Genomic DNA, 12,814 nt, shown 5'->3' on the forward strand with positions numbered 1-12,814 from the left:
CTTCTACCATTCGCCATAGTTTTCGCCATAGCATTTGTTGCTATTGCTTTGTTTCTGGTAATCAGAAAAAGTAAAGGTAAGGATGATTAATTGCGCATATTTTATGATATAGCTAAAAACTAAATATAATGGTATATATTCAAACAAAATTATACTATTCTATATTTAGCTTTTTAACCGGTATCACCGTTTACTGATTAATGGATCATCAAACGCAACACTTACTTGACGAACTGCAAGCCCTTAAAGCTGAAAATAATTATTTAAAAGAGCAATTACTCTCAACTTCAAATAACAGCGCTTTTTCTAACCAGTCGCCTGAAGGTATTGATCATTTCAAAACTTTAGCTGATAATTTTCCTGTAGTTATATGGACAACAAGGGCTGATGGCAGTGTAGACTATTTTAACATGCGGTTTTATGAGTATACCGGGCTTAGTGCCGAACAAGCTCTTGACTGGGGATGGACCGCAGCCGTTCATCCGGACGATCTTAATGCAGCAACTGAGGCCTGGAACCGTTCTGTTAGAAGAGGGACGGAATATGAAATTGAGTACAGGCTAAAGCGAAAAGTTGACGAATCATGGAGATGGTATCTTGCTAAAGGTATACCCGTTAAAGACAGCGAAGGGAAGATAGTAAAGTGGTTTGGGGCTAATACTGATATACATGAACAAAAAGAAGCCGAAAATAAAAAGGATGAATTTTTAAGCGTAGCAAGCCATGAATTAAAAACACCCCTTACCTCACTGAAAGCTTTCTTGCAGTTGGGTGAAAAGAAAGTTTCGCCTGATGAAAGTGCATATGTGTTTATTGAAAAAGCGCGCCAGCAATCAGACCGATTACAAATGCTTATTGCCAATCTGCTTGATATTTCGAAGATTAACGCCGGTAAGCTTATATATGATAAAGCCGAATTTGAATTTGACGTAGCTTTAAAAGAGGCAGTAGAAAATTTTCAGTTAACAGCTCCTGATCATCATATTATACTTGAGCAAGGAGCAAATGTTTTGTATAATGGAGACAGGCTACGCATAGAACAAATAATTACCAACTTTTTAAGTAATGCCGTTAAGTATTCACCCGGTAAAAATAAAGTAATCATACGCTCACAAATACATCAGGAAAATATTGTAGTATCTGTTCAGGATTTTGGTATTGGTATTGAGCCGGAAAATTTGCATAACCTTTTTAACAGGTATTATCGGGTAGATAACCGTTCAACGCAGTTTCAGGGTTTAGGACTTGGGTTATTCATTGCATCAGATATTATAAAAAGGCACAATGGCAGTTTTTGGATTGAAAGCGTACCAGGCGAAGGCTCAACTTTTTATTTTTTATTGCCCATAAACGGCAAACAAGAGCTTATTGATATTGACACTGACAACCAAACATATTATATAGGCAATTTCATCGAAATAAACTATAATCCTGAAAAGAAGCAGATTGAGTCAAACTGGTTGGGCTATCAAAATTACGATTCGGTTAAGAAAGGTTGTTTGATAATGCTCGATTTATTGGCCAAAAACAATTGTACAAAAGTGCTGAATGATAACTCCTATGTTATCGGCAACTGGTCTGAAGCGGTTGATTGGGGCAGCGATTACTGGTTTCCGGCGATGCAGGCTGCGGGCTTAAAGCATTTTGCCTGGATATATTCGCCCAGTACATTCAGCCGTATGTCGGCACAAAAAAGCATTGATGTTATTTTAGGGCAGATAACCGCCCGCTTTTTTACAGAAAAGGATGAAGCTGCTGCATGGCTAGATGCACAGTAATGGCATTATTGCCCCCTTAATTGGTCGCCATTACACCCTGCCGGCGTATTAATAAAGCCGATACATTTGTACAGTAAACATCATTTATATTTTTGATGTTAACAGTTAATTACTGCTGATACCTATTGTATGACAAAAACCTTTTATGCCGTACTGGTAAATTCGCTTACCGCGTTCTTAACTAATATGTTTGTTTGGTTTGCGGTTACCTTCTGGCTTTATCTTGAAACTAAGTCGGTGTTCGCTACATCAGTAATGGCCGGTATATATTTAGGCACGGTTGCTTTTTCCGGTTTCTTTCTTGGCTCAATAGTCGATAAGTATAAAAAGAAAGTTAGTATGGTATTGTCGAGCGTGCTGTCGCTTGTATTATATACTGTAGCTGCCGTTATCTATATCAGCACACCAGAAGAAGCATTCAAAGATCCGTCAAGTGCAGCCCTTTGGGTATTTGTTGTGTTAAATCTTTTCGGCGCGATAGCCGGCAATATCCGCACCATCGCTTTGTCAACACTGGTAACCATTTTAATACCGGAAGAAAGTCGGGATAAAGCCAATGGTATGGTTGGTACAGCCAACGGCGTTTCGTTTTTGGTTGCATCAATATTCAGCGGAATGGTTATTGGGTTCTTAGGTATTTTCTGGACGCTTATATTTGCGCTCATCCTTACTACGCTTGCGCTGATACATCTATGGTTTATTCGCATAGATGAAAAAGACATAATGCATTCAGAGGGACATAAAACACAAAAAATCGACATAAAGGGCACCATCAAGGCGGTTAAACAAGTGCCCGGGTTATTCGGGCTGATCTTTTTCAACACTTTCAATAATTTTGTAGGGGGTATTTTTATGTCACTAATGGACGCTTACGGTCTATCATTGGTCACAGTACAAGTGTGGGGCATTTTATGGGGCGTGTTAAGTCTTGGTTTTATTATTGGCGGTTTAATAGTGGCCAAAAAAGGATTAGGTGCTAATCCACTGTACACGTTGTTTATATCAAACATTGTGATGTGGACGATATGTATTTTCTTCACAATACAAGCTTCTATTATTTTACTTGCTATTGGCATGTTTGTTTACCTGTGCCTGATACCCGTTGTTGAAGCTTGTGAGCAAACAATTATGCAAAAACTTATACCGCCCGAAAGGCAGGGCAGGGTGTTTGGTTTCGCGCAAAGTATTGAGCAGGCAGCATCGCCAATTACGGCATTTGTTATTGGTCCAATAGCGCAATTTATTTTTATTCCTTTTATGACAGACGGTGCAGGCGCTGAAGCCATAGGCGCATGGTTTGGTACAGGTGCCAGTCGTGGCATAGCGCTGCTGTTTACACTGGCAGGCATTGTTGGATTGATTGTAACATTATTGGCCATGCGCAGCTTCGCTTATCGTAAGTTGTCGGCTAATTATGCATAAATCATTGTCGCAAACGCACCCCTAAGTAGTCGTTTATGCACAGCACGAATGTTTTCAATCTTTTCGACATTTGCTATTACTATGGAAATAACAGAAGAAAGAAAGACAAAACTGCTTGATGAATTAAGCGGTACCCTGCAAAGCTTTATTGATGAAGCGGCATTATTCAATAATCAAGAGTTTAATTCTGTACCCTATCCGGGTAGTTGGACGCCGGGGCAATGTGCGCAGCATATACGTATGTCGGCTTCCGGATTTAACGATGTATTGAATGGCCGGGTAACTGATACAAACAGAGAGCCCGACGCAGGTGTTGAGCAGATTAAAGCGCAGTTTCTGAATTTTGACCTTAAAATGCAGTCGCCTGATTTCGTTGTGCCTGAAGAAAAGGCTTATGATCAGGAAGAGATGATACAGGCGTTAAAAGTAATTAGAGAGAACGTTCTTAATTCAGTGCAATCGCTTGATCTTGATAAAACCTGTATCTCGTTTAAAGTTCCCGGCGCGGGCTGGTTTACCCGTTTCGAGGCCGCATCATTTGTGTTGTACCATACTCAAAGGCATGTTCATCAGCTTAAAAAAATGCAAAAAGCGTTTGAAGAAGAGGCAGTATAATAAGCGCTAATTCATTGTATTTGTGATGCGGTAAAAATTGCATCTTTGCCGCATGAGTATAAAAGTTATCGCTTTTGATGCCGATGATACCTTGTGGGTAAACGAGCCTTATTTCAGGCGTGCAGAAGAAGCTTTTTACGGCTTGTTGAACGAGTATTTGCAGCAGCATGCCCTTGAGCGCGAATTGCTTAAAACCGAGATAGCAAACCTGCAGTTGTATGGCTATGGTATTAAAGGTTTCATATTATCAATGATTGAAACCGCTATAACTGTTACCAATCGCACGGTAAACATCGAAATCATTGAAAATATATTGGCCCTGGGCCGGCAAATGCTCGACGAGCCGGTTGTATTGCTTGAAGGGGTAGAGGATGTACTGAACGCCCTTAAAGGCAGATACCGGCTTGTGGTTGCTACCAAAGGCGACCTGCTCGACCAGGAACGTAAGCTCCGCAAATCGGGCTTAGCCCACTATTTTCACCATATCGAGATCATGTCTGAAAAAGATGAAGCAAACTACCGTAAGCTTATCCGTCATTTGGATATACAGCCCGACGAACTGCTGATGGTAGGAAACTCTCTTAAGTCGGACATTATGCCGGTTTTAAATATGGGCGGATGGGCCATACATGTCCCTTATCATATCACCTGGGCTCACGAGGTTATCGAAGACAAAATTGATAACGAACGCTTCCAAAGCATAACCAACATCCGTGAAATTCTTGGGCAGCTATAATGCTGTTTGTAACAGTTTCGTAAATAATGGGGCTATTTAGACCGTTTATAAACATAAGGTATAGCTTAGCGTTTATAAAATGCTAAGTTAGCCATTCAAATAAACAAACGCCTTAAAAACGTACCGTCATGGAAAATAACAGCCGCCGAAAATTCATCCAGAATACACTTGCTGCTACAGCAGCCATAAGTGTAGGGAACTCATTTATCGCTAATGCTATAGCAGCAACGCCTGATAGTGCAGGCGCCGAAACCTTCGCATTTAAACAAGTGCCGCTTCCATATAAGTATCAGGCACTTGAGCCGCATATTGATGCGCTAACAAATGAAATTCACTATACAAAGCACCATACAGCCTATATAAAAAAGGTAAATGACCTGATAGTATCTGAAAAAATAGCATATGCTACTGAGAAAGATTTTTTTGCAAACGCGTCAAAACTTTCCGCCGGTGCCCGCAACAACGGTGGTGGCGCCTGGAACCACAACTTTTTCTGGGAGAGCATGCGCGCGCCGGGTGCAGGTACAGCACAAGGTAAGTTGTTAGATGCCATAAACGCTTCTTTCGGCTCGTTCGATAAATTCAAAGCCCAGTTTACCGATGCAGCCACCAAACGTTTCGGCTCGGGTTGGGCATGGTTAGTAAAAGATGGCAACAAGCTTATAATTGGCTCAACACCTAACCAGGATAACCCTTTGATGGATAATGCCGAAATAAAAGGAACGCCATTATTAGGCATTGACGTGTGGGAGCATGCTTATTACCTGAAATATCAAAACAGGCGTCCCGAATACATTGAGAACTGGTATAATGTTGTTAACTGGGATAAAGTAGCTGAAAGGCTAGGTTAATAGTTCTTAAATTAGATACAATTAAGCCGTTTCATGTAATAATGAAGCGGCTTTTTAGGATGATAAACAGCCTAACTGTAAGCAGTTATAATTTTTCCTGTGTGGTCGGTTTATCAGTACTTTTTTTGTTTCGAAAGCTTGGAAACTTCAGCGGACTTTGCGCGGGGCGTTCGTCGCCAAGCAGTACTCCCCATTGTTTAAATTGTTCCGAACGGTCGAAAATGATCTTTAATACAGCAATAATCGGCAGCGCCAAAAACATCGCTGATATTCCCGCCAGCGTACCCGCAAGTATAACTCCAACAATGGCTGCAAGCGCGTTTATCTTTACCTTTGAACCTACTATTCGCGGCATCAAAATATTATTATCCAGAAATTGCACAAATGCTATTGCGCCAAGCACAATAAATATTGGCAATATTTCTGTTGACGAAGCCAGTGTGATCAGCACGCCTATCACATTGCCGATTAAAGCACCCAAGTATGGGATGAGGTTTAAAAATGCGAAAATCACTCCGATAAGCAACGCGTGCTTTATTCCGAAAAGAAATAATATGCCGCCCAGTAATATTGTGATGTAGGTGATCTGTATCAGTAATCCTATCAGGTAGCTTTTGATGATGCTTTCTGCAGCGCGCATGCCTTCTTCCACATTTTTATGTTGCGGAGGATCAAACCACATAAATACAAAGCGTAACAAAAGATCCTTATATAGCAATATCAGGTAAATGTAAATTGGTATCAAGCCGAAAAATAGCAACACATCGCCAACTGAGCCGGCTGCCCCGCCAAGTATGGCACCAGTAGAGCTAAGTAGCTTGTTGCTTTGTTCATCAACAAATTTCAATTGTTCGCTTACCGAATAGTTGAACTTTTTAGCTATCCAGCCGCTCAGTTCATTTAAGTGCTTGCCTACGTTTTTTTCTATTTGCGGAAAATCAGCTACAAGCGAAGCGATTTGCGAAGAAAAAAACCATACTATTAAACCAATGGCTATAAAAAGCAATAGTATTGGTAGAAAGATGGCTATAGCTTCAGGTACCTTGTGCTTGCGGAAAAATCTTAATGCAGGCAGCAGCATCAGGCTGATAAAAAAAGCCATTAGCAAGGGCATAATAATGGTTTGGCCCCATACAAACAGTGCCCCCGCCAATATCAACCCTAATAATTCAAGCGAGCGTTTTACGGTTACAGGTAATTCAATCATAAAAAAGTTGTTATAGCCATTGGTTAGCTATTATGTTGTTATTGTACGCCATTGCGCCGCGGCAGTGTATCAACTACAAATTCTTCTGCACGGGTAGCTACTACTTCCGGCCGGCCTTTATTCATCATAAATGTAGCAATTACGCAAACCCGTTTACCTTTAAGCCGGGTAAAATCCATATTTACCCTGTTCCCTTTTGCCGCCACATTAAATTTTTGATAAGGTGGTTTACCGCCCATGGCAAGTATGGTGAGTGTATCATTTACAATATTTACTGCCGATACTACATCGCATAGTGTGTCAATTTTACCAAGCCGCTTTTGATATTGCTTTGCCGAATAGGCGTGTTGCGCTTTAACATTTAAACACGTGTGCAAAAGTATTACTGTAAGTATAAATGTTAAAGTTTTCATCATGTATCTCCGTTTTACAGAATTTAATAGCGGTAATCAGTGTCCCGATGTATAATAAGCTAACATGTTAATATATTCTATTGTTTAAAGAGTTAACATATTATCTTTAGCATTTTACTAAGTGTTAGTTTTTTACTTTTTATTTAATGTGTACAGTATTAATATTATTTTGCACATATTATTTCACCCGGATAGTTGATAAAAAAGTAAATGCCCCCTAAATACTTTTTAATTGTTGCTGTGCTATTTTGCATAACAGGCGTTCCGCTTGCAGCAAATTGTGGTATGGTTGAACAACCTCAGGACGCTTTTCCGGGCAAATACGGTTTTTTTGATGTAGTCAGACATTTTCCCGACAGCAGCCGGATTGAAAGCGCCCGTAATCTTTATAAAAATACCTGCCGTAAGCTGTCGCCGTCACAAGCAATGAAGTGTCTTGACCAGCTTACACAGCTGGCTAAAGACATCAGCGACAAGAAACTTGAGTGTGCTGTTTATGATATGCGTGCCGATTATTTTTCGGTGAATAACGGATTGAATAGTAAAAGTACAACCTATCACAAACTGGCAGTAAAATTTGCGCATGATAATGGAATGGCTGTTGAGAAAGGTATTTACCTGCATCGGATGGCTATTTACTTTTCTACATATCATCAAAATACAAAAGCTATCAATTATATACTTCGTTCGCTTGACGAGTTTAAGAAAGTGGGTTATAATAAGGTGCCCGAAATGAGTTTGTACTTGTTTCAGATAGCCGACTTTTATTATGATGTGGATGACTATGTAAATGCCCGCAGTTATGCCCTCGAAGCTTTGAAATACAAAACAAGCAGAGCAAGGCTAAGTACAAACACTATAAACACAATAGGTTTAACCTATCGAAATGTACAGCAATATGATAGCGCATTAGTGTACTTTAACAAAGCGCTTAATGTTGCCCGGGCAAAAAAAGATAGTACGTGGATAGGTATAGTCACAGGTAACATTGGTTCAGTATACTTCATGCAAAATAAATATGATGAAGCTTTGCCATATATTACTGCCGACTATAATACATCCATTAAGTATAATGAGACCTTAAACGCCGCGATAGCCTTATTGCGGCTGGTTGCCATAAACATTTCGAGGAATAAACTCACTGAGGCAGGTAGACAGCTTAAAGAAGCAGTGCGGTTGGATGGTATGGGATTAAGGAAGCCTGAATTTAAGACAGAATTATTCAGACTGCAAGCCGAATATTATGAGCGTACAGGAGACTTAAATAATGCGCTAAAATTTCGTAAAATATATGAGCAGTCAACTGATAGTGTAAAAAAAGAAGCCAATCACGATGCTATTGAACGTATAAGGCTCAAATGGGAACAGGAAAATTATCAGCAAAGTTTGATAGATATACAAAACGCTGAAAAAGCAAGTGGTATGCGGCGCAATGTTATAATTGGATTTGTGGTGCTGCTTGCTGTAATAATAGGGCTTGTTTATAACCGTATGCTTATAAAAGCAAAAAACGAAAGCGATGTATTGAGACTTGAAAATAAAAGGGTTGACAATGAACTAAAAAACGCTGAAAAGGAACTGTTGAGCTACACACATAGTATTGAGGAAAAGAATAGCATAATTAATAAGTTTAAGCAGGAAATTGAGCACCTTAATGTTCAGTTCGCGGATGATAAGCAAACTGAACAACTTAACAGTTTACTCAAAACCCATATCATGACGGATGCGAGCTGGAATGAATTTAAGCGACTTTTCAGCCGTGTACATCCGGGTTTCTTTCAGCGGGCAAAGGAGAAATATCCGGTTATTAGTGAAACCGACCAGCGTTTAATGGCGCTTATACGTTTAAAACTTGACAACCGTGCAATGGCAGGTATGTTGGGCATTACAGCCGAAGGTATAAAGAAGGCGCGCCAGCGTCTGCGCAAAAAAATCAATCTGGCGGCTGATACTACTCTGGAGACATTAATATTTGCTGTTTAATATAGCCTGTAGTTGTTTAAATCCGTTTTGTCCCGCATTTGTCCACCCCGTAATATGCCGTTTAAATGCCATTTAAAGTAGCTTTGCCTAACTTTTCTGTTTAATAGGATTATATTAAGACAGTAAAATTTGATTTAAAAGCAGTTAATCCCCTCGCTGCAGTTAATGCTGTAGTGGACTAAATTTAAGCAAATGAAACTGATCCAAAACACCCGGCAGTGTTTGAAATGCAATAGGGGTACGCTTGATTTGCGTACCAAGAGAGGTTTTTTTGTTAAAAACGTCCTCTTTTTTTTACCTATAAAGCGATATCGCTGCAATTTTTGCGACGGTAAAACCTACGTGCTTGACGGTAACTAAGGCAGAATTTTAATTGTGGTAAACCTAATATGGTAACTCTATTGTCCCCGCAGGTATAAGCAACCTGGCGGGGAACACGAGTTACTTGGTTATATCTTTAAAAAGCTGTGGGGTGGTACCATAAGTAGGTAATTTACCATCCCATTTTTCAATAAATCGACTTTGTATCAGTAACGGTGTAAGGCTTTGCTGCCTTAAGCGGTTTGCTTCAGATTCGGCGCGTGCTTTAACAAGCAAGGCAGTAGCTTCGCCTTCGGCTTTTGCCTTCAGTACTTGTGCTTCGGCAATTGCTTGTTTCGCTTCGTTTTCTGCTTTAAGACGCGCCTGTATAGACGCATTCTTTTCGTCTATCATCTGCCTTAAAGATGCCGGGGGGGTGATCGCCGATGTTAGCTGGTCATAAATAAAACCATCTTTAGCCAGATTTTTAGTAAGTATGCTTTGTATTTTATCTTCAAATTTTTCCCGGTTGCTCATAACGCTGTCTGAAGTAAAGCTGTTGGCCACAATACGATAGGCATCATAAATAGTATTGCGCATAAACTGCTGTTCAATCTCATTAAGCGGTTTACGGTATTGGCGATATATTTGTGGTACCAGGTTAGCGTTAACATGATAGTTCAGTTTTGGGTCAACCTGAAACTCAGCAGCATCTTTGGTGGTAATAACAAAAGGGTCGTAATCTACATTCTGGGTGTAAGTTGGAAATTCAACAATTTTAGTCGTCCATGTATTGTACCATACGCGCCCGGTTACAATAGTGATATTATCAACACCACGATCGGTACCATAAAGATTGATCTTTATACCCACATTACCTGCATCAATGTTTTCATATGTAATAGGCTGAATCAGCCAAACTAAAAAGACAACAATTACAACTGCGGCTATCTGAAATATCCGCTTAAGTTTAGAAGGTTCCATATATAATTACTTGTTTAGGGTTAACTGAAGATAAATGTAGCGAATAATCAATGCCACCAAAATTATGGCAAGCAGTATTTCGGCTACACCAATAAAAACTGAAAGGTCGCTTGGCTGAGATAGACGGTCGGCACCATATGTAAGCAGGAATACCGACGATGCTAATCCCAGTATGAGATAAAGCAGGAAACGTATCATAGTTAAAGTTTAAGTTAAGGTAGCTTGCCAGTATGGTAAATGTAGTATTAATGCAGGTAATAAAAAACGCTCTTAATGTGGTAAAGTGTCATTTAATATCATTTTGTAGTGGTATACTAAACCGTTTATTTGTTTTCTAATATGTAAGTTTGACGCTTAACAAAACCAATTGTAACAATGAAATTTAAATTTTTTTTGTTGTTCCTGCTTTTACTGAAATATGCCGGACTTGATGCGCAAACGGTACAACAAGTGGAAGTTGCGCCAGGTGTTATCAAACTAAACTTTGGCGTTGCTGATAAATTTAACCCTTATAATTTTTGCGATCAAAAGCCTGCGGTTGCCGCTATGAAAGCATTACCTAAAGGTAAATTACCGTTTGATATAAAAGACATTTTAATAAGTATTACCGATAGAGGAGCAGTAGTTGAGGTCCCGTTGAAAGATGACGAGCAGTTATATGGCTTTGGGTTGCAAGTAGGTTCGTTCAATCAACGAGGACTTAGGAAGAAACCAATTGTAAATGATAATCCGCTAAACGACCTGGGCTATACTCATGCGCCGATCCCTTTTTATGTATCTAATAAAGGCTACGGGATTTTAATTAATACATCGCGGTACACTACATTTTACTGCGGCAGCACCAACAAACTTAACAACGGCGCAAAAGCGTTGAGTGAATCGAATGGTGGTAATTCTGTAGAGGAACTATATAAAAATAAAGCTAATGCAAACGGATCTGTTACAGCTGATATTCCGGGTGCCAAGGGTGTAGAGGTGTATGTTTTTGAAGGCCCAGAATTGTTGCAGGTATTGCAGCGTTATAACCTGTTTTCGGGAGGTGGCGCATTGCCGGCTATGTGGGGGCTGGGTGTAAAGTATCGTGTTAAAGCCGACTTCACCCAGCAGCAGGTTGGCAAAATGGCAGCCTACTTTAGGGATAACCATATGCCGTGTGATGTGCTTGGGCTCGAGCCGAAATGGCAAACAACGGCTTATTCATGCTCATACGTTTGGAACCCAAAATACTTTCCTTCACCAAGTCAATTTATTGACACCATGAAGCAGCGCGGTTTCCATATTAACTTATGGGAACATGCCTTTGTAAATCCGGCTTCACCATTATATGAACCGTTAAAAACTAAAGCAGGTAATTACCTGGTGTGGAACGGCTTGGTACCCGACTTTGCCGATAGCTCTGCAAGCAACCTGTTTGCAAATTATCACAAACAAACATTTGTTGAAAAGGGCATATCCGGCTTTAAAATGGACGAATGTGATAATTCAAACCTAGCATATGGCAGCGCTACATGGAGTTTTCCTGAACACAGTTCTTTTCCTTCGGGAATAGATGGCGAACAAATGCATCAGATGTTTGGTGTGCTGTATCAAAAAGCGGTTTATAATATTTATAAGCAGATGAATATCCGTACGCTGCTTGATGTAAGGGCATCAAACGCGTTCGCGTCATCATATCCTGCTGCTTTGTATAGTGATACTTATGATCATGATGAATATATCAGGATGGTTACCAACTCGGGATTTTCAGGCCTGATCTGGTCGCCTGAGGTGCGCGAATCGGCGTCAATAAAAGATTTAATGCGTCGCAGTCAAACGGCCGTATTATCGGCGCAAACACTTTATAATTCATGGTATCTTACCAATCCACCCTGGTTGCAGATAAATGTTGAAAAGAACAATAAAAACGAACTGCTGGCTAATGACAAACAGATTGAGGCTGACGTGCGTACACTGCTTAACCTGCGCATGAGTTTAGTACCATACCTATACAACGCTTTTGCCGATTACCATTTCAAAGGTATACCACCTTTCAGAGCGTTGATAGTTGATTACCCGAACGATAAAAACGTTTACAATATTTCCAATGAATATATGATAGGGCAGGGCTTGCTGGCGGCGCCGTTAACCGATAAGGCAGACGAGCGTAAAGTGTACCTGCCTGAAGGTGTCTGGTATGATTTCAATACCGGACAAAAATACACCGGCGGAAAAGAATATTCCATTACCTGTAATTATACCGGTTTGCCGCTTTTTGTAAAGGAAGGTACCATATTGCCATTAGCCGAACCTGTTGAATATATTACACCATCAAGTAAGTTTGAAATTACCTGCCGTGTATACGGCAAAACAGCAAGTACTACTTTGTTTGAAGATGATGGTGTAACCTTCAACTATGAAAAAAGCACTTATAACACTGTAGCGCTTAATTATATTAACAACAAAGGCATGGCCAAACGTTCGGGAAATTATAAGCTGAAAAGATATAATATCAAAGGCTGGCAAGTTATCCAATAAGATCAGGCGAT

The 12,814-nt window shown here is 40.1% G+C and carries 11 protein-coding genes; 7 read left to right on the forward strand and 4 right to left on the reverse strand.

The annotated features are described in order from the left end of the window. Window positions 1-200: 200 nt before the first annotated feature. From EOD41_RS01215 to EOD41_RS01235, 5 genes are all read left to right on the forward strand, one after another. Window positions 201-1,778, forward strand: a complete 1,578-nt coding sequence (locus EOD41_RS01215) for a sensor histidine kinase (RefSeq protein ID WP_127702958.1) — start codon at window positions 201-203, stop codon at window positions 1,776-1,778. A 129-nt stretch (window positions 1,779-1,907) separates the two neighbouring features. After that, complete coding sequence (locus EOD41_RS01220; RefSeq protein WP_127702959.1) at window positions 1,908-3,200, forward strand: MFS transporter; 1,293 nt, start codon at window positions 1,908-1,910, stop codon at window positions 3,198-3,200. An 81-nt stretch (window positions 3,201-3,281) separates the two neighbouring features. Beyond that, window positions 3,282-3,815: a DinB family protein gene (locus tag EOD41_RS01225; RefSeq protein WP_164849855.1), complete on the forward strand. Its 534-nt coding sequence runs from the start codon at window positions 3,282-3,284 to the stop codon at window positions 3,813-3,815. Window positions 3,816-3,867: 52 nt separating this feature from the next. Beyond that, window positions 3,868-4,551 carry an HAD family hydrolase gene (locus EOD41_RS01230; protein WP_127702961.1) on the forward strand — a complete coding sequence of 228 codons (684 nt, stop codon included), beginning with the start codon at window positions 3,868-3,870 and terminating at the stop codon, window positions 4,549-4,551. 128 nt (window positions 4,552-4,679) lie between these two features. Then, a complete protein-coding gene (locus tag EOD41_RS01235; protein ID WP_127702962.1) occupies window positions 4,680-5,402 on the forward strand; it encodes a superoxide dismutase in 723 nt (240 codons plus the stop codon). 85 nt (window positions 5,403-5,487) lie between these two features. On the opposite strand, the gene EOD41_RS01240 is transcribed toward EOD41_RS01235, so the two are convergent. Next, on the reverse strand, window positions 5,488-6,609 hold the full coding sequence (locus tag EOD41_RS01240; protein WP_127702963.1) for an AI-2E family transporter: 1,122 nt from the start codon (window positions 6,607-6,609) through the stop codon (window positions 5,488-5,490). Between the two features lie 38 nt (window positions 6,610-6,647). Then, window positions 6,648-7,025, reverse strand: a complete 378-nt coding sequence (locus tag EOD41_RS01245) for a hypothetical protein (protein ID WP_127702964.1) — start codon at window positions 7,023-7,025, stop codon at window positions 6,648-6,650. Between the two features lie 207 nt (window positions 7,026-7,232). On the opposite strand from EOD41_RS01245, the gene EOD41_RS01250 reads away from it, so the two are divergent. After that, complete coding sequence (locus EOD41_RS01250; RefSeq protein WP_127702965.1) at window positions 7,233-9,005, forward strand: tetratricopeptide repeat protein; 1,773 nt, start codon at window positions 7,233-7,235, stop codon at window positions 9,003-9,005. Between the two features lie 441 nt (window positions 9,006-9,446). On the opposite strand, the gene EOD41_RS01255 is transcribed toward EOD41_RS01250, so the two are convergent. Then, window positions 9,447-10,289, reverse strand: coding sequence for an SPFH domain-containing protein (locus EOD41_RS01255; RefSeq protein WP_127702966.1), 843 nt, complete (start codon window positions 10,287-10,289; stop codon window positions 9,447-9,449). Between the two features lie 6 nt (window positions 10,290-10,295). After that, window positions 10,296-10,487, reverse strand: coding sequence for a hypothetical protein (locus tag EOD41_RS01260; protein WP_127702967.1), 192 nt, complete (start codon window positions 10,485-10,487; stop codon window positions 10,296-10,298). A 177-nt stretch (window positions 10,488-10,664) separates the two neighbouring features. On the opposite strand from EOD41_RS01260, the gene EOD41_RS01265 reads away from it, so the two are divergent. Next, window positions 10,665-12,803: a glycoside hydrolase family 31 protein gene (locus EOD41_RS01265; RefSeq protein WP_127702968.1), complete on the forward strand. Its 2,139-nt coding sequence runs from the start codon at window positions 10,665-10,667 to the stop codon at window positions 12,801-12,803. The last annotated feature ends 11 nt before the right edge of the window (window positions 12,804-12,814 follow it).

Origin of the sequence: Mucilaginibacter limnophilus (genome assembly GCF_004005815.1) — a bacterium.
Taxonomy (GTDB): Bacteria; Bacteroidota; Bacteroidia; order Sphingobacteriales; family Sphingobacteriaceae; genus Mucilaginibacter; species Mucilaginibacter limnophilus.

Bases quoted from the DNA above. Each gene is read 5' to 3' on its own strand.
- EOD41_RS01215 (WP_127702958.1), top strand. From the start codon at position 201: ATGGATCATCAAACGCAACACTTACTTGACGAACTGCAAGCCCTTAAA.
- EOD41_RS01220 (WP_127702959.1), top strand. From the start codon at position 1,908: ATGACAAAAACCTTTTATGCCGTACTGGTAAATTCGCTTACCGCGTTC.
- EOD41_RS01225 (WP_164849855.1), top strand. From the start codon at position 3,282: ATGGAAATAACAGAAGAAAGAAAGACAAAACTGCTTGATGAATTAAGC.
- EOD41_RS01230 (WP_127702961.1), top strand. From the start codon at position 3,868: ATGAGTATAAAAGTTATCGCTTTTGATGCCGATGATACCTTGTGGGTA.
- EOD41_RS01235 (WP_127702962.1), top strand. From the start codon at position 4,680: ATGGAAAATAACAGCCGCCGAAAATTCATCCAGAATACACTTGCTGCT.
- EOD41_RS01240 (WP_127702963.1), bottom strand. From the start codon at position 6,609: ATGATTGAATTACCTGTAACCGTAAAACGCTCGCTTGAATTATTAGGG.
- EOD41_RS01245 (WP_127702964.1), bottom strand. From the start codon at position 7,025: ATGATGAAAACTTTAACATTTATACTTACAGTAATACTTTTGCACACG.
- EOD41_RS01250 (WP_127702965.1), top strand. From the start codon at position 7,233: ATGCCCCCTAAATACTTTTTAATTGTTGCTGTGCTATTTTGCATAACA.
- EOD41_RS01255 (WP_127702966.1), bottom strand. From the start codon at position 10,289: ATGGAACCTTCTAAACTTAAGCGGATATTTCAGATAGCCGCAGTTGTA.
- EOD41_RS01260 (WP_127702967.1), bottom strand. From the start codon at position 10,487: ATGATACGTTTCCTGCTTTATCTCATACTGGGATTAGCATCGTCGGTA.
- EOD41_RS01265 (WP_127702968.1), top strand. From the start codon at position 10,665: ATGAAATTTAAATTTTTTTTGTTGTTCCTGCTTTTACTGAAATATGCC.